This window comes from Paenibacillus sp. EKM206P, from assembly GCF_011066155.1.
Lineage (GTDB): Bacteria > Bacillota > Bacilli > Paenibacillales > Paenibacillaceae > Paenibacillus > Paenibacillus polymyxa_D.
The window spans coordinates 301,601-327,605 of record NZ_JAAMNQ010000002.1; the positions used below are offsets into that span (position 1 = coordinate 301,601).

27 protein-coding genes and 1 riboswitch are annotated in these 26,005 nt (G+C 46.9%); of the genes, 19 read left to right on the top strand and 8 right to left on the bottom strand.

The window, feature by feature from the left end; genetic code table 11:
* The first annotated feature begins 145 nt into the window (after window positions 1-145).
* The 3 genes from G9G53_RS05060 (at window position 146) to gpmA (ending at window position 2,208) form a co-directional block, all read left to right on the top strand.
* Entirely contained in the window at window positions 146-433 is a 288-nt protein-coding gene (locus G9G53_RS05060) for a hypothetical protein (RefSeq protein WP_029518700.1), read from the top strand.
* Window positions 434-581: 148 nt separating this feature from the next.
* Complete coding sequence (locus tag G9G53_RS05065) at window positions 582-1,322, top strand: Bax inhibitor-1/YccA family protein (protein ID WP_013312532.1); 741 nt, start codon at window positions 582-584, stop codon at window positions 1,320-1,322.
* Between the two features lie 136 nt (window positions 1,323-1,458).
* Complete coding sequence (gene gpmA, locus G9G53_RS05070) at window positions 1,459-2,208, top strand: 2,3-diphosphoglycerate-dependent phosphoglycerate mutase (RefSeq protein ID WP_029518698.1); 750 nt, start codon at window positions 1,459-1,461, stop codon at window positions 2,206-2,208.
* Between the two features lie 64 nt (window positions 2,209-2,272).
* Here gpmA and G9G53_RS05075 read toward each other — a convergent pair whose 3' ends face one another.
* Entirely contained in the window at window positions 2,273-3,766 is a 1,494-nt protein-coding gene (locus G9G53_RS05075; protein ID WP_039271815.1) for an alpha-amylase, read from the bottom strand.
* 262 nt (window positions 3,767-4,028) lie between these two features.
* Between G9G53_RS05075 and G9G53_RS05080 the strand changes: the two genes are divergently transcribed.
* From G9G53_RS05080 to G9G53_RS05095, 4 genes are all read left to right on the top strand, one after another.
* Complete coding sequence (locus tag G9G53_RS05080) at window positions 4,029-4,856, top strand: HNH endonuclease (protein ID WP_165145797.1); 828 nt, start codon at window positions 4,029-4,031, stop codon at window positions 4,854-4,856.
* A gap of 544 nt (window positions 4,857-5,400) precedes the next feature.
* Entirely contained in the window at window positions 5,401-5,832 is a 432-nt protein-coding gene (locus G9G53_RS05085) for a DUF1641 domain-containing protein (protein WP_165145800.1), read from the top strand.
* Between the two features lie 27 nt (window positions 5,833-5,859).
* The gene (locus tag G9G53_RS05090) at window positions 5,860-7,041 is read left to right on the top strand and encodes an NAD(P)/FAD-dependent oxidoreductase (protein WP_013312527.1); all 1,182 of its coding nucleotides are present in this window, start codon (window positions 5,860-5,862) and stop codon (window positions 7,039-7,041) included.
* 191 nt (window positions 7,042-7,232) lie between these two features.
* Complete coding sequence (locus tag G9G53_RS05095; RefSeq protein ID WP_165145803.1) at window positions 7,233-8,036, top strand: copper amine oxidase N-terminal domain-containing protein; 804 nt, start codon at window positions 7,233-7,235, stop codon at window positions 8,034-8,036.
* Window positions 8,037-8,107: 71 nt separating this feature from the next.
* On the opposite strand, the gene G9G53_RS05100 is transcribed toward G9G53_RS05095, so the two are convergent.
* Window positions 8,108-9,151 (bottom strand): stalk domain-containing protein, encoded by a 1,044-nt coding sequence (locus G9G53_RS05100; RefSeq protein ID WP_039271810.1) that lies wholly within the window; start codon window positions 9,149-9,151, stop codon window positions 8,108-8,110.
* 255 nt (window positions 9,152-9,406) lie between these two features.
* A complete protein-coding gene (locus G9G53_RS05105; protein ID WP_068939077.1) occupies window positions 9,407-9,583 on the bottom strand; it encodes a CsbD family protein in 177 nt (58 codons plus the stop codon).
* Window positions 9,584-9,739: 156 nt separating this feature from the next.
* On the opposite strand from G9G53_RS05105, the gene G9G53_RS05110 reads away from it, so the two are divergent.
* Window positions 9,740-10,255 (top strand): DUF2179 domain-containing protein, encoded by a 516-nt coding sequence (locus G9G53_RS05110; protein WP_013312523.1) that lies wholly within the window; start codon window positions 9,740-9,742, stop codon window positions 10,253-10,255.
* A gap of 120 nt (window positions 10,256-10,375) precedes the next feature.
* Window positions 10,376-10,588 carry a cold-shock protein gene (locus G9G53_RS05115; protein ID WP_025721956.1) on the top strand — a complete coding sequence of 71 codons (213 nt, stop codon included), beginning with the start codon at window positions 10,376-10,378 and terminating at the stop codon, window positions 10,586-10,588.
* A gap of 122 nt (window positions 10,589-10,710) precedes the next feature.
* On the opposite strand, the gene G9G53_RS05120 is transcribed toward G9G53_RS05115, so the two are convergent.
* The 3 genes from G9G53_RS05120 to G9G53_RS05130 form a co-directional block, all read right to left on the bottom strand.
* The gene (locus tag G9G53_RS05120; RefSeq protein ID WP_029518692.1) at window positions 10,711-11,724 is read right to left on the bottom strand and encodes a substrate-binding domain-containing protein; all 1,014 of its coding nucleotides are present in this window, start codon (window positions 11,722-11,724) and stop codon (window positions 10,711-10,713) included.
* Window positions 11,725-11,937: 213 nt separating this feature from the next.
* Window positions 11,938-13,137, bottom strand: a complete 1,200-nt coding sequence (locus G9G53_RS05125) for a glycoside hydrolase family 130 protein (protein WP_165145806.1) — start codon at window positions 13,135-13,137, stop codon at window positions 11,938-11,940.
* Window positions 13,134-14,309 carry an AGE family epimerase/isomerase gene (locus tag G9G53_RS05130; RefSeq protein WP_165145809.1) on the bottom strand — a complete coding sequence of 392 codons (1,176 nt, stop codon included), beginning with the start codon at window positions 14,307-14,309 and terminating at the stop codon, window positions 13,134-13,136. Before G9G53_RS05130 ends, G9G53_RS05125 begins: the two co-directional genes overlap by 4 nt.
* 234 nt (window positions 14,310-14,543) lie before the next feature.
* Between G9G53_RS05130 and G9G53_RS05135 the strand changes: the two genes are divergently transcribed.
* From G9G53_RS05135 to G9G53_RS05180, 10 genes are all read left to right on the top strand, one after another.
* Window positions 14,544-15,863: an ABC transporter substrate-binding protein gene (locus G9G53_RS05135; protein WP_029518689.1), complete on the top strand. Its 1,320-nt coding sequence runs from the start codon at window positions 14,544-14,546 to the stop codon at window positions 15,861-15,863.
* Between the two features lie 67 nt (window positions 15,864-15,930).
* The gene (locus G9G53_RS05140) at window positions 15,931-16,815 is read left to right on the top strand and encodes a carbohydrate ABC transporter permease (protein ID WP_039271802.1); all 885 of its coding nucleotides are present in this window, start codon (window positions 15,931-15,933) and stop codon (window positions 16,813-16,815) included.
* Between the two features lie 2 nt (window positions 16,816-16,817).
* A complete protein-coding gene (locus tag G9G53_RS05145) occupies window positions 16,818-17,651 on the top strand; it encodes a carbohydrate ABC transporter permease (RefSeq protein WP_023990883.1) in 834 nt (277 codons plus the stop codon).
* A 59-nt stretch (window positions 17,652-17,710) separates the two neighbouring features.
* Window positions 17,711-18,760: a glycoside hydrolase family 130 protein gene (locus tag G9G53_RS05150; protein WP_165145812.1), complete on the top strand. Its 1,050-nt coding sequence runs from the start codon at window positions 17,711-17,713 to the stop codon at window positions 18,758-18,760.
* 19 nt (window positions 18,761-18,779) lie between these two features.
* Window positions 18,780-19,739, top strand: a complete 960-nt coding sequence (locus G9G53_RS05155; protein ID WP_165145815.1) for an alpha/beta fold hydrolase — start codon at window positions 18,780-18,782, stop codon at window positions 19,737-19,739.
* Window positions 19,740-19,796: 57 nt separating this feature from the next.
* Window positions 19,797-19,896: riboswitch (purine riboswitch) on the top strand.
* 69 nt (window positions 19,897-19,965) lie between these two features.
* Window positions 19,966-21,144 carry an MFS transporter gene (locus G9G53_RS05160; protein ID WP_165145818.1) on the top strand — a complete coding sequence of 393 codons (1,179 nt, stop codon included), beginning with the start codon at window positions 19,966-19,968 and terminating at the stop codon, window positions 21,142-21,144.
* An 80-nt stretch (window positions 21,145-21,224) separates the two neighbouring features.
* On the top strand, window positions 21,225-21,368 hold the full coding sequence (locus G9G53_RS05165) for an RAxF-45 family protein (protein WP_165145821.1): 144 nt from the start codon (window positions 21,225-21,227) through the stop codon (window positions 21,366-21,368).
* Between the two features lie 103 nt (window positions 21,369-21,471).
* Window positions 21,472-23,550: a ribosomal protection-like ABC-F family protein gene (abc-f, locus tag G9G53_RS05170; RefSeq protein WP_165145824.1), complete on the top strand. Its 2,079-nt coding sequence runs from the start codon at window positions 21,472-21,474 to the stop codon at window positions 23,548-23,550.
* Between the two features lie 934 nt (window positions 23,551-24,484).
* On the top strand, window positions 24,485-24,658 hold the full coding sequence (locus G9G53_RS05175) for an FDLD family class I lanthipeptide (RefSeq protein WP_155271705.1): 174 nt from the start codon (window positions 24,485-24,487) through the stop codon (window positions 24,656-24,658).
* 121 nt (window positions 24,659-24,779) lie between these two features.
* Entirely contained in the window at window positions 24,780-24,971 is a 192-nt protein-coding gene (locus tag G9G53_RS05180; RefSeq protein ID WP_165145843.1) for an ATP-binding cassette domain-containing protein, read from the top strand.
* Here the strand turns inward: G9G53_RS05180 and G9G53_RS05185 are convergent.
* Window positions 24,968-25,411 (bottom strand): IS3 family transposase, encoded by a 444-nt coding sequence (locus G9G53_RS05185; RefSeq protein WP_165145846.1) that lies wholly within the window; start codon window positions 25,409-25,411, stop codon window positions 24,968-24,970. The genes G9G53_RS05180 and G9G53_RS05185 overlap by 4 nt on opposite strands.
* Complete coding sequence (locus G9G53_RS05190; protein ID WP_165145865.1) at window positions 25,360-25,710, bottom strand: hypothetical protein; 351 nt, start codon at window positions 25,708-25,710, stop codon at window positions 25,360-25,362. Before G9G53_RS05190 ends, G9G53_RS05185 begins: the two co-directional genes overlap by 52 nt.
* Window positions 25,711-26,005: the final 295 nt, after the last annotated feature.

The window sequence follows — 26,005 nt, forward strand, 5'->3', positions numbered from 1 at the left end:
TCTGAGAGGGCAACTCTTTTTTACATATATAGGGTACGTTAATCTATGAGTCTTTTAAATTGTGTCTTATTACTGAGTCACTTAACGTTACGTTCATAGATTGGAAGCATAGAATACACTATCAAAAGCAAGGGAGGTGAAAACTATGGCGATTCTTTTACCTTCGCAATTCTACAATCTTGCTGCTGGTGTGGGTAAGTCCTTTTTTGAAAACCTGAGAGGCGGTAATAATGCTACAATTACCGTGAATAATACGGGTGCCAATCCGGTTGATCTTGTGGTTACCCGTGTCAATGCTCCTGTGATCACTTATGTTATCCCGGCGGGCAACAGTCTAACGTTAGAAGTTGCTTTGCTGCTGGTAGCTGCTCTTCAGGCGACTCCAGTTGGAGCAGTAACAGGTACAATCCAAATTGCTACATCTGATTTCTAACTTGTAACGACCTGACTCTCTAACTCTAGCTTTGCCGAAAGGCAAGGTTAGAGCTTTTTTTGTTTGAAATTTTCTGAAACTTTTTTCATATTGTGCCGATATATACATATAGCATAGCAAACAACAACATCGAAAAGGAGTACCCTGTATGAGCTTTAGCAATCCGGTTTTACGTGATGACATCTTTTTGCGCGAAGATGAAAGAGAAGCTAGTGAACAACGCATGACCATTGGAGGAACGGTGAACAAAACGTTGCTTCTGCTGGTTCTACTCATCGTCTCTGGCAGTATTACCTGGTACATGACCTATGAAGGAACTGTAGAGGTGCTATCTTTGCTTACGGCAGGATTTATTGGTATGGCAGGCGTAGCACTTGCGATATCCTTTTTTCCAAAATCGGCTCCGATACTCTCCCCTGTATATGCGATTCTGAGTGGTTTTGCTTTGGGTGGCGTTTCAGCTTTTATGGAGTATGAGTACCCTGGGATTGTGGCCAATGCCATTTTGCTGACTGTGGGTATCTTGTTCTTGATGCTCTTTATGTACACACAGCGAATCATCAAGGTGACACGCGGCTTTATCTCATTCGTTGTCCTATGTACAATGGCAATTTTTCTGGTGACGCTGGTTGATTTTATGTTGAACTTTTTCGGTATGAATGTTCCGTATATCCATGAAACAGGTTGGCTGGGCATCGGCATCAGTTTATTTATCGTGATCATTGCGGCTTTAAATCTGCTGGTGGATTTTAATTTCATTGAAGAGCAAGCAGATCAAGGCGCACCCAAATACATGGAGTGGTATGGTGCTTTTGCATTGCTGGTGACTCTAGTATGGCTGTATGTACGGATTTTGGACCTGTTGGCCAAGTTCAGTAAGAGGGACTAAGTGCAGGGTGAGAAGAAAGGGATGGCTGAATGCCGTCCTTTTTTGTATTTTAAATAGACGGTTTAAAAATTGCATTTTACGTTAAATACATAGAAGTTGGGTAAAACATTAAGACAGACAGGAGAGGAGTGAGTACATGTATCAAGTAGTGCTGGTTAGGCATGGAGAAAGCGTGTATAACCGACAAAACCTGTTTACGGGCTGGACGGACGTGGACCTGACTGAACAAGGGACTCATGAGGCCATTGAGGCGGGACGTATTCTCAAGGAGGCTGGTTATACGTTTGATTTGGCATTTGCCTCTGTGCTAAAACGATCTATCCGCACGTTGTATCACATCTTGGATGAACTGGATCATCTGTGGATACCTGTGCAGAAGTCATGGAAGCTGAATGAACGCCATTACGGTGCTCTTCAGGGGCTTAGCAAGCTGGATTCTGCCGTTGAATACGGCGAGGAGCAGGTTCATATCTGGCGGCGTAGCCTGACAGTGCGGCCCCCCATGCTGGATGAGAAAGACGAGCGGAGTCCGCATCGGGAAGAGCGTTATCGCAATATTAAGCCAGAAGAGCTGCCGCTTGGGGAAAGTCTGGAGGACACAGTGCATCGGGTCGGCGAGTTTTGGAAGCAGCGGATTGTACCTTTGATTCTCAAAAAGGATCGAGTTATCATTTCTGCACATGGTAACACTTTGCGGGCTTTAATCAAGTATATGGAGAATCTGGACGAAACCGCATTGCTGGATTTGAATATTCCGACAGGTATTCCGCTGGTGTATGAGCTGGATGAGCATATAGATCCCATCCGGCGCTTTTATCTCGGTGATCCGAGTCATGTAGAGGCTAAGAAGCAGGCTGTGGCCAACCAAAGCAAGGTAACGGAGTGAGTTTTCATACACAAAGAGGACAGGGCGCTTCCTCGCATCCTGTCCTCTTTGTGTTGGGTATAGATTAAGCGTTTGCTTCTTCTTCTGATTCCTGGCTGTCTTCCTCTGCGGGAAGTGCCCACACCGACACACTGCCGGCACGAACGGGAAATATGCCGTAGCCATCCTGCCCGATCTTTACGATATGATCGTGATGCCCGGTCAAATCTATCCATTCTTCCCCTGCACGTTGTTTACCTACGAACATGCGCTTTTCCCCGTCATTTGCGTTGGTGATCACCACAGCACATCCGGAGCCTTCCAGCTCAGGCACGCCTTGACGAACCCATCCAATCGTATGGGGATCATCGAAATAATCTTTTTGCTCACCATAAGCTTTATGGTACCGGGCATATAGTAGCGGGTCTAGCTCAGCTTGCTTGCCTTTCACGGGCGTTTGCCCCTGAATACCGTAGTAATCGCCGTAGAACACGCAGGGATAACCGTCCTTGCGCAGCAAGATAAGTGCATAGGCGCTGGGCTTAAACCAGTCCTCCACCCAGGATTCGAGCGCTTCGTGCGGCTGGGAATCATGATTATCGACAAAAGTAACCGAGTTCAGGGGATGGGTATGAACCAGCGTATCCTCGAAAATGGTGCTTAGATCGAAATCCTTGCCACCCAAGGAAGCGCTATGTAGTTTGTAGTGGAGGGATACGTCAAACAGGTCGATTTTATAATCAATGGTATCCAGGAACTTTTGACATGATTCCAGATCCGGTTTCCAAAACTCGCCTACCATATAAAAATCCTGCCCGCGTTTTTTAATCATTTCTGTAGCAAACTCTCGTACAAATTCATGATTAATATGCTTGATTGCATCCAGACGGAATCCGTTGCATTGCAGAGTGTCCACCAGCCATTTGCCCCAGCGGATCATCTCTTTGCGCACATCCTGATGATTATAGTCAATATTGGCGAACATTAAATAATCATAATTGCCGAATTCATCATCTACATTTTCGCTCCAGCTTTTATTTTTACCTAAAATACGATAGATTCCTGTCCGGTCCTGGCTCGCATCGTAATCGGTTCCGTTAAAATGTTCAAAGTTCCATTGAAATGTGGAATACTTCCCTTGTCGGCCGGGGAATGTAAATTTAGTCCAGCCTTCGATATCAAAGGGCTCGGAAATGACCTCATTGCGGTTATCCGGGTTGACCTCGACGACCTTGAATACTTCGGTTTCATCCGCGCCAGCTTTATGGTTCATGACCAGATCGACATAGACGGCCACACCGTGACGAACGCAGGCAGCAACAGCTTCCAGCAGGTCTTCCCTGGTTCCGTATTTGGTGCGCACCGCGCCTTTTTGGTCAAATTCGCCCAGATCGTAAAGGTCATAGACGCCGTATCCCGTATCCTCGGGCGACTGGCCTTTGGTGACAGGTGGAATCCATATCGCGTCAATTCCTTTGGCCTTCAGTTCCGGTGCCAGGCGGGCAAGCTTCTTCCAGTGAGAACCGTCAGCTTCGACATTCCACTCGAAAAATTGCATCATCGTATGGTTCCTTTTCATGTGCGTCCCTCCTTTATATATAACAAGTTACCCACCAAGTGAGGGGGGCTAAACGTCAGACGGTCAATATGATGCTGAATGAAGAACAAGGATCGCTGTATAACGTATGCTAAATCATTAAAATTTGTTATACCTGAGTGTTCATAATGGCTCAATAGCTAGAAAAGGGAACGTGAAAACGGTAAAATGAATCTAACTTAACAATAGTTCGGGTTTTGGGCAAACCGTGGAGCGCAGGCAATAGAAGAAAGGAGGGGTGGACGTGACAGAACCGCAGCAGAACAAGGATGAAGCGAGCAAACCGTTGATAAAAAAATGTACATATTGTCAGAAGATGAAGCCTCTAACGGACTTTCAGCGCAGAACGGGTCGCCGGGCGGGTCCTTATTCCCGGCGTGGTCCTTGCCGTTCCTGCCGGGGGTTAGCCCCGCAGGAACGTGCGGCCACGCCCGCTCCTTCCGGCGAGGAAGCGAACCTCTCGGCTGCTCCCGTGACGCAGCATAGCCTTGAAGCAAATACGGCTGTGCACAGCCTGGAGGCGTCACTACCTATGGAGGCACAGCGCCCCCGCAGGAAGCCGGTCACGGATAAAGCGCGTGAGCGCCATCGGCAACGGGTTCGGCATCTGCTTAGCAGGCTGAAGCCTGCGGATACTCGGGCGTTGCGGCTCAATCGTAATGGCATGATTCGGCTAAGAGGTAAAACCGATCAGGGGAGACGCTGGCATCAAGAGATTGAGCTTGATCTGGCCATGACCCTGGTCAGAGAGCGTATGGCGGTGATTGTTAATCCTTACACCGTGCGCAGACTGTATAGCAACAAGGAATTTCGCCAATATGTGCTTAAGCGTGACCGCTATACTTGTTTCTTTTGCGGAGGCTACGGTGACACGATTGATCATTTACTGCCTCGGGCAAAAGGGGGCCACACGACGCCAGTCAATTGTGTATGTGCTTGCAATGAATGCAATCAAGTTAAGGCTGCCCGCGATGTAGAGGAGTTCATTGAGTCTGGTGTGCCACAGCCGTCTTCTGATGATTTCAAAGCACCTGATATTCCTGATGCTTCTGAAGACACCCTACGTAGGTAGGGCGATTCTGCCAATGCAGCTTGTCCGCCCGCCCCACTAGTGGTGATGATCGGGCATCCGTATGAATATATTTTGAGTTATTTTCATATTATCGAACTGAAACGTACGCTCTCTATTACCCTCCTCTAGCCTAAAACGACCCTTTTTCAAGGGAAACTTGGACAAAAATCGAGCTTATTCTAATTTTTATCTAAAATAACAATAAAAAATTTGCAGAAATTTGTGCAAATTTAAAATTTCTTCGACGATTGTGTTGTGAAAGGTGTAATATAGAGGTATAGGGTTCCGTTTCGGCCTGTTGTAGTCACGAAGGAACGCTTCGTGGGATATTCCGCAGCAGTAACAACAGAATAACGTCTGAGCAATATACAATTGGCATCTGCGATAAATCAGTCTTGCCCTTTAGGGTATAGGCCGGTTTAAGCTGTGCTTCTTGCATGTTTAAGGGCGTGAATTCAATGAACGTTTTATTGCTAGAGTTTATGGATACAGGTTACGAGAGAGGATGGACTTCTATTTTCACAGTAAAGGAGGACGTTCACGCATGTCTGAAAACCAACAAGAGGTGGCAGTAACACAAGAAGCTACCAAAGAGTCTCGGGATGTACTGGACCAATTGATGAAACCGGAGGTTCAGCAATCGCTGACCGTACTGGTAGAGAATCTGCCAAAGTTGACTGAGATGGTTACTTTGATGACCGACGCTTATGATGTAGCTCGCAGTCTGGCAACTGACCCTGTCTTTATCGGAGATATGAAAAACTCCATGGGAGAGTTTGTGAAGCCTGTAACAGAATCGGCTAAAGGATTGGCTTCTGCTGCGATTGAAGCAAATGACCGCGTACAAACTACGGACGGCAGTGTAGGTCTGTTCGGCCTGCTCAAAATGCTTAAAGATCCGAATGTACAAAAAACGCTGCGTTTCAGCCAGGTTTTCCTGGATATTCTGAATGAGCGCCAACGCGAAAGCAAATAATTACCTGATCGAGAACGGAGGATGGACATGTCGAAGCAAATTTTGATCTTGGGCGGCGGATACGGCGGATTGCTGGCCGCTCTTACAGCACGCCAGCATATGGACGCTAGTCAAGCAACCATTACAGTGGTTAACCGCTTTGCGTCACACCAAATTATTACGGAACTGCACCGTTTAGCGGCAGGTACAATTGCCGAAAAAGCTGTGGCGCTTCCTTTGGAAAAACTGCTGCGTAACAAAGATATTATCCTAAAAGTGGATACGGTTTCGGAAATCAAACCGGACGATAAAAAAGTAACCCTGGCAAGTGGTGCTACATTGAGCTATGACGCTCTCGTTATTTCCCTCGGCAGTGAAACGGCTTACTTCGGTATTCCAGGACTGCAAGAGCATAGCTTCACGCTGAAATCCGTGGCAGAAGCCAATCGCATTCGCGCACATGTGGAAGCTCGTCTGGATGCTTACAAGCAATCCGGTAACCAAGCAGATGCTACAATCGTTATCGGTGGTGGCGGTCTGACAGGCGTTGAGCTGGTGGGCGAATATGCTGACAAATTGCCTGCAATTTGTCGCGAAAAAGGTATTAACTACGAAGATATCAACTTGTATTGCGTAGAAGCTGGACCATCTATTTTGGCAGGCTTCCCTCAACCACTGGTTGATCGTGCAGTAACAAGCCTTGAAAAACGTGGCGTTCAAATCGTAGCGGGTGTTCCGATTACAGAAATGAAAGCTGACGAAGTTCTCCTGAAAGACGGACGTTCGATCAAAACGAACACACTGATCTGGACAGGCGGCGTACAAGGTAATGCACTGGTTGGCGCATCTGGTATCGAAGTAAACCGTGGTCGCGCAACTGTGAATAGTGCACTGCAATCGACTTCTCACGAAGACATCTTCCTCGCTGGCGACAGCGCAGTGGTGTTCCCGGCTGAAGGCGAGCGTCCATACCCTCCAACTGCACAGTTGGCTTGGCAAATGGGCGAATTAGTTGGTTACAACATCTTCGCTTATTTCAACGGAGCGAAAATGGAAAGCTTTACACCAGTATTCTCCGGTACACTGGGCAGCTTGGGTAGAACAGACGCGATCGGTACTGTAGGCGCGAATGGCACCCAACTGAAAGGCGCTGTAGCCACTTTGATGAAGGAAGGCAGTAACATCCGTTACTTGTCCCATATCAAAGGACTTTTTGCATTGGCCTATTAATATTTCTTACTTTTATATGCTTTATCCAAAGAGAGTGCAATTCTGTACTCTCTTTTTGTTTTGCAGTTTAATCCATTATAAACCAGTATATGTAAAATGTCATGTGTATTTTTGGATATATGTTGAAAATTATGGTTGATCTGATATTTCTGTGGCAGTACACTAGTAACGAACAATACGAGGAGGGCATTATGAAAATCAGGTTATTAATCTGCTTTATGATTGTATTAAGTTTTGGTGCTACCAACATGAATTTGGTATCTGCTCAAGCTCAAGGACAAACGCCCATACACCTGAAGGTCAATGATCATTACGTTTTATATACCTATCCTGCATCACCTTTTGTGGATAAGAAGGGGAGACTGCTTATACCGCTCCAAGCGGCTGAGGATATACTGGGCGGCAAAGTAAGTTATAATGCAGCGAACAAGACGGCTGCTGTTGATCTGTTGGGGCGTAATGTAACGGCTACGATCGGATCACCCGAAATATCGGTTAACGGCGAACCTATGACAATGGATACAGTCCCCATCATGAAAAGCAACGCGATGTTTTTGCCGGTATCCATTTTGTTGAAGGATACAGATGCGAAGATGGAGTGGGATCCCCAACGTGGCTTATTGAAGCTAAAACATGATAGCTTTACAGAGAGTCCCGTTCTTATGAGGTTTAAGGGACAAGACTTGGCTCAAGTCATTGATGCGAACGCGTTTAATCTTACTTCCTTTGATTGGGATCGAAAAAAAGGCGTATTGGATATTTATGCTACGTACGAGAGCAGCTTATCACCCGACTTCAAGCAAATCGACTTTAATCCCATGATTGTGTACAGCAAAGGGGGCCATAGCGTATATCCTTATTCTAAACCCAGTATGTTTTACAAAGTCCAAATAACCAGTCCTGGTCATTTGGTTTATACGAGAAATATCGATACAATCGATGCGGATAAAGACTATATAAAATATATTACTTCTGTAGGCAGATTGATTGAGTAGTGGAATGTATGTTGCTTGTACATCACAAAAAAGCGACAAAGGCTTAAGGGCCTTTGTCGCTTTTTTTATAATTAAAAGTTAGTAATTAGGTTGCGGTTGTCCTTGTTGCGTATAGTTCCATTGATTCTGTCAATGGACTCTCTGTCTTTAAGGAAACTAATGATGCCATCTGTCAGGTTACTTCTTTGCAAACCTGAGAGTTTATTCCAGTCATCCAAACCTACAAACACATCCACGTCAGCTTTACTGCTGTCGCCTCTTACACTGAAATCAAAGCCAACTCCGGCGTAGCTGCTATATCTGTTGAACAAATCACGTTGGATCGTGTTTGCGTCGAAGGATGAAGCTACATCCCTCAGAGTAACATTGCCTCTGCTATTGGTTGTAAAGGTTGCCAATTTATCTCTATTACTGGAGTTCTTAACCGTACCCTCTACCTCGGCATCTTTATACTCTTTCAAAATATCATCCACGATGTCCTCCAGGTAGTCCTCTTTTCTGCTGTCGGATAGGTCAGTCCATCTGGATTTTGTCATTTCGATGGTCACCGTAATATCCTTTTTGTTACCATCCAGCGTGATATCCGAGTTGGTTTTATAGTCGTCCCTGTGATCATCGTTCAGCTTCTTTTGAAGATCCTTCAAGGAGCTAGAGCTATTTTTGCTTGCTTCATCTTTTAGCGTCTGGTTGTCTTTTTGCAATTGAGCAATGGTAGCGTCTTTCGTCGTGTTTGCTGCTTTCGCTGTGTTGAGCTCTTGAGTCAGCGTCGTAATCTGGTTGTTCAGCGCCGTAACTGTAGACTGATCAATAGGAACGCCGTTGTCAGCAATGACTACGCGTTTGTTTGTTCCATCCCATGTTACTTTTTTATCCAAAGCTGTACCTGCCAGCTTCAGTGGGATATACGTTACGCCATCCAGCAGGAACGGTTCTGTTTTGGCATCAGTAGGAACCTCGGTTCCGTTGTAGATAATTTTGATATTGTTATATACTGCTTGGATCGGCTTAGTCACTTGTGCGGCATATGTGGATTGGCTGAAAAGAGCCCCGGATATGGCCAAGGCGGATACGGCAGTGATGATGACAGGTTTTTTGATAGATTTCAGTGATTTCATTCGTTGGTCTACCCCTTTATTTAAGAATTATAGCCTGGTTCATAGACTAGAGTAACATTAATGCCTACAAAATCCAACAGCTTGGAGAGTCATTATAGGTTGTGCTTATATTGGTTAGACGCAACAGCAACCATAAAAGTTGCCCTGTTTGCGCAAAAGTTTTTCCAAAAGTATCCGAACAACACAAAACAAGCCCGCTGCACAAGACAGCGAGACTTGTAGGTAAAACAGTGCGCCGAAGTTATCCATTCAGGATTATTTGCCGTCCTTCAGTTTGCCTGCTGTTTCCTGAAGATGGCCTTTGGCCTTATCCAGTTTACCTTCGGCTTGAAGGGATTTATTATCGGTAGCGTTTCCGATTTGGTCCTTGATTTCACCTTTGGCTTTGTTCACATTACCTTTGATTTTATCGCTAATTCCGTTATCCTTCATGTTGAAGCCCTCCTTATGTGATCGAACTTTCATTCAGCATGCTGTAGTTAGTCATTACCCGAGCAAGGGTAATACGAAACCAGAGGCTGTATATCACAGACGGGGGTATAATGTTGGATACGGGTTAAATCAGAACGTGAAGTGGGGAGTGAGCGCATGCTCAAAATTTTATTATTTATTCTCGTTATTCAAATTATTTACGTATCGGCGTATACACTGCGCATGATTCTGACGCTGAAAGGACAGAAGTACATTGCTGCGCTCATTAGCACCGTAGAAGTTACGGTCTATGTATTGGGCTTGAATGTTGTGCTTAAGTATCTGGATCAAGTGGCAAGTCTTGCGGTATACGCCATTGGCTATGCATTGGGTATTCTGATTGGAGCATGGATTGAGGAAAAAATAGCGCTTGGTTATGTCACTGTTAAGGTGATCAGCAATGAGATTAATGGAGGAATTGCCAATGCGCTGCGGGACAAAGGATACGGCGTTACAGCCTGGCTGGGCAGTGGGCGTGATGGAGAGCGCCTGGTGATGGAAATTTTGGCTAAACGGAAAAACCAGAATAGGCTGTATCAGTCCATTCTGGAGCTGGATCCTAAGGCTTTTGTCATTACGGTAGAGCCGAAGCAATTTCATGGCGGCTTCTGGACCAAGGCTATCCGTAAATAAACATTTTGGTAAATTGCGCATATTTTTTGGAGCTTGGAGCATATTAATACCCGCACAGGTTGGAATTAACAGTAAGCCGACAGGGGATATTACCCTATAAAAAACCGAGGGGGGATATAGATGTACAGACGCCAGGCCCCGGAAATCATTCCAGAGGAAAATACGGCTATTTGGTCGTGTACAAATGAGGGTTGCAATGGCTGGATGCGAACGGATTTCACCTTTTTGAACGAGCCAGCTTGTCCATTTTGCCAAGCCTCGATGGGGCAGGAAATGCGGATGTTGCCGATTCTCAATCGGGCGGGCAATTCCTTTGTCGCCCAGCGCTCCTAATCCAGGATTCTGCAAGATCCACAATGGAAAGTGAGTACGATGATCACACTGCAATACTTATGAACGTCAAAAGCCGCTCCAGCGACATGCTGAGCGGCTTTTGGTTGTGGAATATTTGATGATCATGGCCTCTCGATGGGCTGCACGGAGTCACGATATACAATATGACCCTGCACCAGGACCCGACCAAAGCGACTGCCGGGATGGCTTATTTTTTTCATCATCGAATCAATTGCGGTACGTGCCATCTGCTCGATGTCTACTCCGACTGTGGTCAGTTGCGGAACAATAAGAGTGGCGTATACATCATTGTCAAAGCCGACCACAGAGCAGTCTTCAGGTACGCGGTATCCCAGAGCAATGAGCTTGTGCACCAGATTGTGAGCGACCTGATCGCAATTACATACAAAGGCAGTCGGCAGCGGCTGAGGAAGCTCCATTTCAACATAAGAGCCTTCGTCGTCCCGGTCACTGAGCACCCACTCGTTACGGAGAGGCAACCTGTGCTCCAGCAAGGATTTATAGTAGCCGAGGAAACGATCCTGAATACTACTGGTGGAATAGAGGTTGCCCACATATGCAATATCCCGGTGTCCCTGGGCGATCAAATAGTTGGTCAGCTCGTAGGCCCCGTAAAAATTATCCGTCACCACGGAGTCGATATCGGCATGCTCATCATAAAAATCGAGAAACATTTTGGGCAGTTCCATGGTTTGTACAAGCTCAATATATGGCTTGCTCACTTGGCCCAGGAGAATGAAGCCGTCCACCTTACGGTCGTAATAGATACGTGGCAGATTAAGCTGTTCCTCGTCTTCGCGATGGAGGATGTGAAGGATGCCGTAGTAGCCGTATGGCTCCAGTGCCCGTGAAATTTGCTGGTAGATGTGCAGATAAAACGATTGGCCAGGGCCGGTAAAACGTTCGGGAATGACAACACCAATGTTATAGGTGAGGCCCTCCTTCATGGACTTGGCAACGGTATTGAAACGATAACCCATTTCGCCCGCGAGCGTCTTAATACGCTCTTTTAGCTCCTCGCTAACCCCATCCTTGTCATTGAGCGCCTTCGACACGGTCACGCTGCTTACTCCCAGCTTATCTGCAATATCCCGCATCGTTACGTTGCTCTTCATTCCTGTTCCGCCTTCCAATTTTAAAAAGATAAGCATCTTGCCTAAATCCAAAGAATGGATGCAAAATGCTGGGGGAATATATTAGTAGCTTAGCTGCCTGTAAAGATACAAAGACTGGCAGCGTAGCTGCCCATAGAACAACAATTAGCCTGCGGGTAACAGTTGTTCTATGGATAGTATACATGGTTCCGCAAGCAGGATAAAGCCTGCGGCTTATGTCTGCTGAGAAGGACGAGAGTGCGCTTTCAATAGCGCTTCATTGTAATGAATCAGATCACGGCGAACAGCGGCGCTGCTGAGAGAGCGCAGCGGGTCGGATGGTGTATTGAAGGTGTAGTCCTCCAGTCGAGCGATGGTGGTCGTCGCTACGTGGATACGGGTGTCACTGGAAGCGTAGTAGATAAAAACTTCATCTTGTTCGTTAACGACTGCACCGTTGCAAAAAATAACATTCGAAACGTCGCCCACGCGTTCCTCATCATAAGGAGCTAGAAAGTGCCCGCCGGGCTTAGCAATGACGCGCGTAGGGTCTTCCAGACTGGTGGCAAAGGTATACAGCACATACCGCAGCCCGGCGGCCGTATTGCGTACCCCGTGAGCGATATGAATCCAGCCGCGGCTGGTCTTAATCGGGGCGGGACCCTGCCCGTTCTTGGCTTCGTACACCGTATGATAACGGCGCTCATCAATGACGGTTTCGTGTTCAATCACGGGCTGTGTAATATCTTTGCACAGGCCGAAGGCAATGCCACCGCCCGAGCCGGTGGAAATAAACCCGTCCTGAGGACGAGTATAGAAGGCGTATTGACCGTCCACAAATTCAGGGTGCAGAACAACGTTGCGCTGCTGTGGGGACTGGGTAGTAATGTTGGGAAGCCGGGTCCATGTACGAAGATCACGAGTACGGACCAGTCCGGCCTGAGCGACAGCACTGGAGGTATCGTGAGGTGGCGCGTCAGGATCCTTTTTTTCAGAGCAATAAATACCGTAAATCCAGCCGTCCTCATGCTTCACCAGCCGCATATCGTACATATTTGTTTCTTCTGGGTCGATATCCTCCCATACTAGGGGGGCGTCAATGAATCGAAATTGATCAATGCCGTTATCGCTCTCTGCCAAAGCGAAAAATGATTTTCGATCCAGTCCTTCGGTACGCGAAACAAGAATGTATTTTCCTTCATGATAGATCGCCCCTGGATTCAATGCCGCATTTACACCCAGCCGCTCCATGAAAAAGGGATTAGTTTGCGCATCCAGATCGAACCGCCAGTGAAGTGGAACATGATGGCGTGTGAGCACTGGATAGAGGTAGCGCTCGTAGATACCATTGTAAAAGGTAGTTTTAACCTCATTAGGGCGTGTAATCAGTTCCTCTTGCTGCAATAGCAGCTCATCGTATTTGCTATGAATCATTGGTTTTCCATCCTTTCTAGCATTTCTATGCAAAATCGGCTGTTGTGATAAGGGCACTTCCAGGGTCCAGCAATCTCTCTCGCATCAGGCTTACCATCCGCTTGAACTGACCAGAACCATTCGCCTCCGGGCCGCGGATCTATGATATATTGCCGAGTATAGGCCCACAGATTACGCACAATTTGCAAAAATCGTTCGTCATTTGTACGTTGAAACGCATTGTAAAAACCAACCATCCCCTCGGCCTGCACCCACCAAATACGTGAGGTGTCTACCCGCTCTCCTTCTCGCTCGTTGATGAGCGATCCGTCTGGCTGAACAGCACGCTCTGCTACCGCATTGGCAATATCCATCACCATGTCCAGGTATTCTGACGGGTAATAACCCAGCACATTCATAGCGTCCTCAATCAACCAGCTGGCTTCGATGTCGTGACCATATGAGGTCAGGTCAAGCAGAGAGCGCCATTCACGATCGAAGAATACCCCCAATCGTCGGGCAGAAGCATCGTAAACGCGACGATATAAAATATCCAGTACGTTCGTCAGTGCATCTCGAACCTCTTCATTTGGCCAGACGCGCAGCAATTGGGTATACGCTTCCAAAACATGAATATGCGTATTCATGGTGATATGCGCGGTAACTCCATTTTCGCTGAGCAGCTCATTAGGCTGCGTGTTCCACAAGCGGTCATATTGCTCGCCGTATGCCTGCCGGGCGGGATCATATCCTTTTTGCTCCAGCAGGTGGAACAGCTCCATAGCTAGTGGCAATGCATTCGGGTCGTCTGTGGCACGTGCATACTCTGCTAGCGCATAGATCGCGAATGCCTGCGCGTATACATGCTTGCACGTGTCCACGGGTTGCCCGGTGTAGTCCACCATCCAATACATTCCTCCATGTAATGGATCAAGCAGGTGATCTCGCAGGAATGTGAATGCATCTCGTGCGGCTTCTGCATAGGTATCTTCCCCTGTTACACGAGCAGCCGCCGAGAAGGACCAGAGTAACCGTGCAGTGGCAATCCCGCCTTTGTCGGCTTGGTTATGAGTGTGCAGATCCACATCCACCTCGCCGTAAAACCCACCGTGTGTCTCATCCTTCAGTCCAAGCCAGAATGGGAGTATGTGTTCCTTCCATTCCTGTCTAATTTCGTCCAGTAGTGTTGCCAAGAGACAAAGCCTCCTTCGGGAAAAATATTAGGTTATCGTTAACTTTACAGAATTATCATATCTAGCTGTTTGTAAACTGTCAACCATGCTAAATTGGTGTTTTTTCATAAGGTGTGACCGATTCCACTTCACAAAAAAAGAATATTGCAATTGACATAGTAAGCGCTAACATAATAAAATGATTTTGTTACTTTAACGATAACCTTATTCGAAAACAACAGGAGGAATCGTCTCATGAAGTTGTCCAAGGTTTTGATGTCATTACTATCTGTGGTTTTGTTAGCGGGGCTGTTTACTGGCTGTACCTCAAAGAAGGATGAGCCAGCTGCCAGCTCTGATCCAAAGGCCGTGGAAGGTGAAATTACGGTTATCACACAGCGGACAGATATTGTGGATACGGTATTTCAGGACTACGCTAAGGAATTTAACAAGCTTTATCCGAACGTGAAGGTCAATTTCCAGGCATTGGCCGATTATGATGGTCAAATTAAAATTCGGATGGGGACCAGGGATTACGGGGATGTTTTGCTGATCCCTGGCAGTATTCCAGTTGAAGAGCTGCCCAATTTTTTCGAACCACTGGGTACTTATGAGGAGATGAAAAACAAGTATACCGGCATTGAAGAACGTACGGTGGATCATAACAGCTACGGTATTCCGATTGCGATGGTTTACTCTGGTGTGATTTATAACAAAAAGGTGTTCAAGGACGCAGGAATCACGCAGCTTCCCAAAACACCGGACCAATTCCTGACAGCGTTACAGCAGATTAAGGACAAAACCAAGGCAGTGCCGCTGTTTACGAACTATGCCTCTGGTTGGGCACTGACCCAGTGGGAGTCTAGTCTGGCAACATTGGCGGGTACAAAGGAATACGTGAATGTCACACAACCGAATACAGATGACAATTTCACAAAGGGCCAGCCTCACTATGAACTGTATAAGGTCCTATACGATGCAGCTAAAAAAGGCCTGATTGAAAAAGATCCAACGACTACGGATTGGGAGACCTCCAAGGCAGATCTTGCTCAAGGCAAAATCGGTACGATGGTGCTTGGCTCTTGGGCAATTGACCAGATCAAAAGCACAGCTCCTAACAAGGATGATATCGGTTTTATGCCATTCCCGACGAATGCCTCCAAGGTACTTGTACCGCTAGCTGGTGATTTTAACCTCGGTATTAACGTAAACAGTGAAAATAAACCAGCGGCCCGTGCCTGGGTGGATTGGTTTACCGAAAAGTCCAACTATGCTGTAGAGCAGGCAGGCAGCATTAGTCCGCTGAAGGGTGCTCCAATGCCTAGCATTTTGAAGCAATACGAAGATCAGGGGGTCGTTTTTGAAACACTTACTCCATCTCCAAAAGGACAGGAAGGAATTGTTGATAAAATCGACAAAATGGGCGAAATTGGTTTGTGGCAGCCTGATTTCAAGAAACGCATTATTGAGGCAGCGGTGGGTAACCGCCCGGAATCGTATGACGCCATTATGAAAGATCTGAACGATGCATGGGTGAAGGCGCGTGCTGAAGTGGCTGCTAAGGAAGCAAAATAGCCATCTGAACTGACGAAAAGAAAGGATCGACGTAGCAGTCGATGGACGGATAGCCAGGAGGTGCAGCATGTTAAAATTTTCGAATCTCAGCTACTCCAAACAAAGATTGGCGATTATTGTTGCCTTTTCATTTATTCCGCTAGCGCTGCTGATCACTTTTGCGTACTTGCCAGTGATCAATATGTTTAAGTACAGCTTTTCGGACTGGAACGGCTATAGTAAGCGTCTGGAATATGTGGGTTTTGAAAACTATATCAAAATCTTTACCGATCCCGAGTATTTCTCGGTGTTTAAGGTCAGTCTGTATTACTTTGTAGCCACGTTTGTACAGATGGGTCTGGCCCTTTATTTTGCAAGCATTCTCAGCTTTCAGACCTGGTTTAAAAATTTCTTTAAAGGCGTTTTGTTTTTTCCTTCCCTGATGAACGGGGTGGCCATTGGTTTTATTTTTCTATTCTTTTTTAAGCCAGACGGCACGCTCGATACACTGCTTCAGGCAGTGGGGCTGGGTTCGTATGTCAAGCTGTGGCTGGGCAACCCGGAGATTATCAATATTTCGCTAGCGGGCACGTCGATCTGGAGATACATGGGCTTTAACTTTATTGTATTTCTAGGTGCGATTTCTTCCATATCCAGTGATCTGTATGAAGCAGCCGATATCGATGGGGCCAACCGCTGGCATCAGTTCCGCTCAATTATTTTGCCGAGCATCAAGCGGATTTTGCAGTTGAACCTCATCTTGGCCATTAGCGGTGCGGTCAGTGCATTCGATATTCCGTATATTATGACCGGTGGCTCCAATGGTAGCGAAACATTCGTCATTCAGACGCTTGATGTGGCATTCAAATACAGCAAGGTCGGTTTGGCCTCGGCGATGGCGGTTGTTCTGCTGCTGATCGTAATCGCTGTTACGCTGCTTCAACGGTTGCTAATTCGGGGAGAGGAGGACTAATCATGTATAAGCTGAAAAGAATACTGGCTAGCAGCATCAAGTATGCGGCGCTACTACTAGGTGCGTTCATTGCACTGCTGCCGATTGTCGTAATTTTGTTTGCATCTTTGAAGACGAAGACTGAATATGCGGCAACCAGTCCTCTGACTCCCCCCGTGAACTGGCTGAATTGGGCTAACTATACCAAAGCCTTTATTAACGGAAATATGCTGACCGGATTTGTGAACACAGCTTTTATCCTGTTGATTTCGATCATCGGAGCCACGTTGACGGGTTCCATGATCGCGTACATTTTGAACCGCTTTAAATTTAAGGGCAAAAGTCTTATGCTGGGTGCGTTCCTGCTCGCAACCCTCATTCCGGGGGTAACGACACAGGTATCGACATTTCAAATTATCAACAAGTTGGAGCTGTTTAACACGCCTTGGGCGGCGATCTTGCTGTATTTGGGAACGGATATTATTGCGGTGTATATTTTTCTACAATTTCTGGATTCCATTGCGGTGGCGCTGGATGAATCGGCCATGCTGGATGGGGCCTCCTATCTGACGATCTACTGGCGGATTATCTTGCCCCTGCTGAAGCCTGCCATTGTGACGGTGATCATTATCAAGGGCGTTAATATTTACAACGACTTTTACACCCCGTTCCTGTATATGCCCAAAACAAGCCTTCAGGTCATATCGACGGCGCTGTTCAAGTTTAAAGGACCCTATGGATCACAATGGGAAGTCATTAGCGCGGGCATTATCATTGCCATAATTCCGACGCTGATTGCATTTTTATCCTTACAAAAATATATCTATAATGGATTCGCTCAGGGTTCGGTGAAATAGAATAACGCTGAACAAAAAAATGGTGAAATCAAGTATCTCGTAGAGAGGGGAATAAACGTATGAATAAATTGAATGTGGATTTGGGAGTAAATAGCGTGCGAATCGTGGGAGACAGTCTGCCGAAAATGCCGTGGCAGGATAAGCCTGAGGGCAGTGAGGCTCCGGTATGGAGACATACTGAGAATCCGGTCATTGGGCGGAATCCGGTGCCGGGCATTGCCCGTATTTTCAACAGTGCAGTAGCTCCGTATGAAGGACGGTTTGTAGGGGTATTCCGGGCTGAAACAATTAACGGACGTCCGCATTTGCATCTAGGCTGGAGTGACGACGGGTTGGCTTGGGACATTGAGACAGAACGGTTGCATTTGGTTGATGAGGAGGGGCATGATTACCAGCCTAATTATGCTTACGATCCGCGTCTGGTCCGCGTGGAGGATACGTATTATATCATCTGGTGTACAGATTTTTACGGTGCAGCGTTGGGGATAGCCCAAACGAAGGATTTTAAAAGTTTTGTACGATTGGAAAATCCATTCTTGCCGTTTAATCGTAATGGTGTGCTGTTGCCCCGTAAGCTAAACGGAAACTTTATGTTGCTATCCCGTCCGAGTGACAGTGGACATACACCGTTTGGCGACATTTTTCTGAGTGAAAGTCCTGACTTGGTCTACTGGGGCAAGCACCGTCATGTCATGAGTAAGGGCGGACAGGGCTGGTGGCAATCGGTAAAAATTGGCGGCGGACCGGCACCGATTGAGACGACCGAGGGCTGGCTGATGTTCTACCACGGGGTGACAGGCACGTGCAATGGGCTGGTATACAGCATGGGGGTTGCCGTTCTTGATCTGGATGATCCATCTAAGGTTAAATATCGTTCCTCCAACTTCGTGCTGACCCCGGAGGAATGGTACGAGGAGCGGGGCTTTGTGCCGAATGTGGTGTTCCCGTGTGCTACGCTGCATGATGCGGACACTGGAAGAATCGCAATTTATTATGGAGCCGCTGATACGTATGTAGGTATCGCATACACGACAGTGTCCGACATTATGAGGTATGTCATCGCAACGGATGAAGTGGTCGGAGACGACCGTGAGTCGGGCCGGATGTAGCATGTAGGAGGGAACGTGAATGCCGGAGGATATGTTTTTACAGCAATTGCAGTCGTACATGGGGAGCAGCCCAAAGCCTCCTGATTTTGATGCATACTGGGAACGGGCGCTACTGGAGCTGGAGCAGCAGCCACTGAAATATACACTGGAGCCTGCTGATTTTGTCTCTCCGCTGGTGGAGTGTTACCATCTATATTTTACCGGAGTGGGCGGAGCAAAGATTCATGGGAAGCTGGCTCGTCCCAAGCATCTTACGGAACAAGGTCCAGCTTTGGCCATGTTTCATGGATATTCCTGCGACAGTGGTGATTGGTTCGACAAGGTAAGCTACGCGGCACACGGATTCACCGTGCTGGCTATGGATTGCCGGGGGCAAGGAGGGCTGTCCGAGGACAATTTGCAGGTTCAAGGAACGACGGTGCGCGGCCATATCATTCGAGGGATTGACGACCCGGACCCGGATCGGTTGTATTACCGCAATGTATTTTTGGATACGGTACAGGCGGTGCGCATTCTAATGTCTATGGAGCAGGTCGACCCTGAACGGATCGGTGCATTTGGCTGCTCCCAAGGCGGGGCACTAACGGTTGCCTGCGCTGCATTGGAGCCGCGTGTCCGTGTGGCGGTCCCGGTATATCCGTTCCTGTCGGACTATAAAAGAGCCTGGGCGCTGGATGCTACTACATCTGCATATGAAGAACTGGTTTATTATTTTCGTTGGTTTGATCCGAACCATCTGCGCGAGGAGGAGCTGTTTTACCGATTAGGCTACATCGACATTCAACATTTGGCAGATCGTATTCGTGGTCGTGTGTTGTTTGTGACGGGGCTGTCGGATATCATTTGTCCACCCTCCACGCAGTTTGCGGTGTACAATAAAATCGTATCAGACAAGGAAATACTCCTGTATCACGAATACGGTCATGAGTATCTACCTTATCTGTCGGATCGTGCCATGAGTGAATTTTTGCGGCTGTAGGGGGTTGAACTTAGCCACAGGCTCCTTTATAGTAATAACTATAACCTTCGTGAATGCGTAATAAATGAATGCCCCATTTGTATAACCTCAATAATATGGTTTGAGGGTCTCTACCAGGAACCGATAAATCCTGATTACAAAAAGTGTACGTCTTGTACATTTCTTGTGGTCAGGATTTTTTTGCGTAATACGAGGGAATTTACATGACAGCAAAGGAGCTAATGTAATGAACTTCAAAGTAGTTATTTTAACGATTGCGACCTTTACGGTGGGGTTGGTGGAGCTGATTATCGGTGGCGTGCTGCCCCAAATTGCACAGGATTTGAATGTCTCCGTAAGTACGGCAGGACAGCTTATCATGATCTATGCGCTCGTGTACGCTATTGCTGGGCCAACTTTGTTGGCGTTGACCGCCAAAATCGAACGAAAACGACTGTACCTGTGGTCGATGTTTATCTTTATTCTGGGAAGTCTGCTGGCCTTCTGGAGTCCGAATTATGCAGTCCTGTTTGTATCCCGTATCATTACCGCTGCAAGCGGGTCGCTGATCGTGACATTGTCACTGACCATTGCAGTCAAAGTGGTGTCCAAGGCTTATCAGGCCCGTGTCCTCGGTGTCATCTCCATGGGGGTTAGCTCCTCCATCGTGCTTGGTATTCCAGCCGGGGTGCTGATTGGAAATGCGTTTGGCTGGCGGGTGCTTTTCCTGATTATTGCCTTGTTGACGGTCGTTGCTATGATCGTTATCAACTTGTTTATGGAACGGATTCCGACGGAACATGTTGTGCCTATGCGTGATCAATTGAAATCCTTAAAAAATGTTAAAGTCATCAGTGCTCATCTGGTGACCACGCTGACACTGGCGGGCCACTACACGCTATATGCGTATTTCACTCCGTTTTTAGAAAATATGATGGGTTTAAATGCTTCGTGGGTTAGTGTGGCCTATTTTGTCTTTGGGCTGGCGGCAGTGAGCGGTGGTTTTATTGGCGGTTCTTTGGCAGATCGGTTCGGCACAGCGAAAAGTATTCTAGTCGTCGTAGGCGTGTTTATCGCCGTGATGTTCCTGCTGCCACTCTCAATCCACTCGGTTTATGTATTTGCGCCACTATTGATCATCTGGGGCATACTGAGTTGGGCCTTGTCGCCCCCGATGCAAAGCTATCTTATTGAAAATGCGCACGATTCGGGTAGTATTCAGCAAAGCTTTAATTTCTCCGCACTCCAGGTCGGGATCGCTCTGGGTTCTGCCTTGGGAGGCGTAGTAATTGAGAATAGTGAATCTGTTGCCACGAACGCTTGGGTGGGTGGGGCATTTGTGATTGTTGCTTTTGTCTGCGGCGTATTTTCCATTACCAGAGCCGGGACATCGCAGGCTGTCAGAGGGCACCACTCTGTTTCATAGTTCGCTGAACCATCGCCCTCTTTTATAATACGAGCAAACATGTTATACTACACACAATTATGAAGAAGGAGGTGAGGTAGGTGAATCACGAGATGCTGAACAACCGTATTAGCCAGCTGCCGATTGCTATGGCTGGCATTGTTCATGCTTTTCCATACAACGGGAGAAGTCTGTCCAATTTTAATCATATGGTTGTAAACATCGCGAGAAGACGCCTACCTTAACTCGAACGGATTGCTGTATCTTCCGAAGAGTCGCGGGGTTGCTCCTGCGGCTCTTTTTGTGTTACCCGGGTAAGGGTCTTCCTAAATAAAGGAGAGCCTGAACATGTATATAGTTAACGGTCAACAATTGAAAAAATACCACGCTGCCAATCTGATTTTGGATGGTGCATCGTTTGATATCCATACGGGAGAAAAGGTGGGACTCATCGGCCGCAACGGAAGCGGTAAAACCACCCTATTACGCCTAATCGCACGCTTGTCCCGCCCGGATGAAGGGCAGCTCGTCATCGCCAAGGATACGAAAATCGGCTATTTACCGCAAATTCCGGCGGAGTTTGAGAGCTTCACCGTGTACGAAACGCTGGCTTACGCCTATCGTGAGCTGAAGGATTGCCGCAATCAGATGAGCACACTGGAACGGGAAATGTCAGATCCGATTGCGGTAGCGGATACGGGTCTTCTGGAGAAGCTGCTGCAATCGTATGCTTCCCTACAGGAACGGTTTGAGCGCAACGGCGGCTATGAAATGGATGCAAATATTGATCAGGTAGCGGATGGTCTGCGTATTCCCAAAGGAATGTATACGCGCAGCTTCGGCTCGCTGTCTGGCGGAGAGAAAACAAAAATAGCGCTGGCATCACAGCTCATCGGACGACCGGATTTGCTGCTGCTGGATGAGCCGACCAACCATCTGGATTTGAAAGGGCTGGAATGGCTGGAGCAATTTTTGCAGGGCTACACAGGCGCGTGTGTGGTTGTATCTCATGATCGTTATTTTCTGGATCGGGTTGCCGTTAAAATGATTGAGCTTGAGGATGGCGAGGCGTTTACGTATTATACGAACTACAGCGGCTACGTTAAGGAAAAGGAAGAACGATTGCTACTGCAATTTGAAGATTATAAGGAACAGCAAAAGCGAATCAAAAAGATGAAAGAGGCCATTCGGCGTTTTGAAGAGTGGGGTCGCAACGGTGATAACGAAAAGTTTTTCAAAAAAGCAGCATCCATTCGTAAAGCACTGGAGCGTATGGAGCTGGTGAAGCGGCCTGTACTGGACCCGCAGGGGGCAGAATTTCACTTAAAACTGGAGGATCGTTCCGGTCGCCGAGTGCTACAGTTTGAAGATATTGTTAAAGCTTATGGAGAGCGTCAGATATTAAGCGGGGCAACGGGCAGCCTGGAATTCGGTGAAAAGGTAGCCTTGTTGGGCGATAACGGCGCAGGTAAAACGACGCTGCTCAAGCTGTTGCTTGGTCAGGAAAGCGTAGATGCAGGCACGGTCCAATGGGGCACGCGCGTAGAGTACGGATATTTGGCGCAGCAAGAGAGAGAACGGAATAGCCGGGCGACTGTGCTTGCTTACTTCAAGGAAGAAGCAGGGGTGGAAGAAGGCGAGGCACGCGGATTGCTAGCGAAGTATTTATTTTACGGTGCCGATGTGTTTAAGCCCGTGAGCATGCTGTCCGGTGGCGAATGGTCCCGCTTGCGGCTGGCGTTGCTGGTCATGAAAAAGCCAAATTTGTTGGTGCTGGATGAGCCGACGAACCACCTGGATATTGACTCACGCGAGGCGCTGGAGGAAGCGTTGGACACCTACACGGGAACGGTGCTGGCGATTTCACATGACCGCTATTTTGTGAATAAGCTGGCTGGGCGCGTGTGGGAGCTGGAGGATGGAAAGCTGACCTTTTATCTAGGCAGCTTTGATGAGTACCGAGCGAAGAAGCGGGAGCTGGAAAACGCCCGCTTGCTAAGTGAGGGGGATGCCGGGGTACGCTTGGCATCTGCAAGTAGAGTCGCATCCGGTGGCGGCTCGGGCACGGCTGCGCATTCTGGTGCAGCGAGCAGGGGCCCAGGGGCGGCTGCGCGTACGGGAGCGACCTCGGGAGCCGATAAGGGTCGTGCTCGCACCGAGTCGGCAGGTCGCTTGGGGGCGTCCGCTGCCGGGTCTGGGGCACGCGAAGCGAAGGCCGCGAAGCCATCACGCCCGCCCGCTGTGTCCAGCGAGCGCTTGGAGCGAGCGATTGCCGCCAAAGAAGCAGAATTGGCGGCGACAGATGCCGAGCTGGAGATGCTCGGCACAAGCGGCGACACGATCCACATGGCGGAGCTGTGGGACGCGCGTGAGCAGCTGCAAGCCGAGCTGGACATGTTGCTCGGCGAGTGGGTTGAGCTGGAGTAGGTGACAGGCTGGTTGCTGAAGATAGGCAACGTATATTTTATAAAGGGATAGCCCTGAGGTAGCGCTGCTGAGGGGCTATTTTTATATGGTAAAGACTAATGAGAGCGTGGGAACGGAATAACCATACATTAAAATAAATTGGTGTTAATTATTTTTTGTTATGTATGTTTACATATAAAGTAATAGATTTACATTTTGAAACATGTGATATTGTTTTATTTGTAAGAAGGAAATAATCACTGTTAGATAAATTTTTATAATGTCAACTAAGATCATACATAAGATTTTCCGTATTGTCATATATGGAAATTACTTGAATAACGATCTGGTCAGGGTGTGGTTCTAAAACTTATTTGATCTGGACGTTCAAGTGAATGAAATTTAAGGCTCATTTGAGCTTCAAGACCGCGACCGAGCGAGTACTCGGTATGAAATGATTTCGTCCATCAAGAAAGGATCCATCTACAATAGGTATTTATAATCCCTTACTAGACTTGCTTGTTGCCAGGTTGTAAAGCGGACTTCGCTATATCTTACTCCCAAAGTCGTTTTCGTGTACTTTTAGGACACGCATCAAAGTTGGATCAAGGCCTTTTATGCATCTTGAATATTGAAGTATATCTTCCAATCTTGAATTCATAAAAAATTAGTTACCAAATAGGTTTTAAATAATACATAATTTAACTATATATAATTATGTATTAGTATATATATTTCTTTTTACTCGATACAAGGAGTTTTGATTAGTCATTTGCAGGATTTTTTTCGGCATAATGCCTGAATAAAGTGTCTAACCATATAAAGAAAATGTCATATGGGATGCTTCAATAGGTGACGATCTGTTGAGATATCTTTCATATAAATTAGCTTCCTAGATTACACAAAATTATTGTATTTATTATTAAAGATGAATATCGAGAGGAGTTTGGGAAAAATGGAAAACAATATTTTTGATTTGGATGTACAAATTAACAAGTCTAAAGGTTCAGTAGAACCTCAAGTAACAAGTTTGGCGTGGCAATGCACCGGAATGTGCGGCGGAACAGCCAACACTTGTGCTGAAACAGCAGGTGTAAAATGTTTTTCTAATATTGGAGCATTGTGTTGAACAGTGTAACCATGGAATTTGAACTCGAATCCTAATCGAATTAGAGTGAAAAATGGAAGGAAGGGGTCTTTTTAGTCCCATCCTTCCCCTCAATTATGATAGATTTGGAAGGAGAAAAAGAATGCCTAATGTTGTTATGGAGGTTCAGCAAATCACTAAAGTGATTGGGAAGCGTCAAGTAACTCACGATTCTTCCTTTCAGCTTGACAAAGGAAAGATATATGGTTTTATTGGTCCAAATGGAGTAGGGAAAACGACGTTGATGCGCATGATGATAGGGTTGATGCATCCTACAAGCGGGCATGAATGCTAGAGAAGTAGAACATCTTTCCGCCAAACGGTAAATAGGTGATGTCCGTAACGAGCTTTTGCAGGGGCGCCTCTGCAAGGAATTGCCGCTTCAGCAGATTTTCTGCTGGATAAGCAGGCTGCAGGCTGCCCAGTGACCTTTCGTTTCTTCATTCTCACGCGGCACTGTAGCCCCTCACGCTGCATCATCCGCTGAACTCGTTTGTGATTCATTCTTTGCTCTGCCCGAAGGAGTGCGGTGATTTTCCGGTAACCATACCGAAACTTATGATGGATGCAAAGCTCCCGGATTTTCTCCACCGTAGCATCTGTGCGCTTTGTCTCCATAGTTGCTTTCCAGCGGTAGTAGGTCGCTCTTGCGATCCCGAGCCATGTACAAGCCTCAGACACCGTCACTTCGTCTCGAATGGATTCGATCCAGGCCACGGCGACTTCTGGTTCCACCTCCTTTCCAGTTCCTTGTACTTTTTTAGCAGGTCCAATTGCTGCTTCAGGAACCGATTCTCCTTTACTTTTTCAAGCTCCGAAGAGTGTTCCGGACCTTTTCTGTAGCTGTATTGTTTACCTACAGGCTGCTCCAGACGATGCACTTCGCCTTTTCGATACCACCTCATCCATGTTTCTAGCTGTGTCTTATTCCGTATTCCCAGTTGCTTCATAACCCCTCTTACCGGAACTCTTGCCAATCTCATTTCAATCGCTTTCATCTTTATTTCTAAGGGATAACTCACTCTCGTTGCCAACGTAAAAACACCTCCAAGGTTATCTCCATATCTTACGACATGGCTTGATTCTCTTGAAGGTGTCTTGATGTGTCTCACGTTATGGGATCAGTCCCCTTTTTTGTATGGTAAAGAGAATGAGAGAGTGGAAATAGAATAACCATATATTAAAATAAATTGGTATTAATGATTTTTTGTTATGTATGTTTACATATAAAGTAATAGATTTACATTTTGCAACATGTGATATTCTTTTATTTGTAAGGAAGATATAAATCATTGTTAGATGAAGTGTTTGTTATCAACAAAGATCATA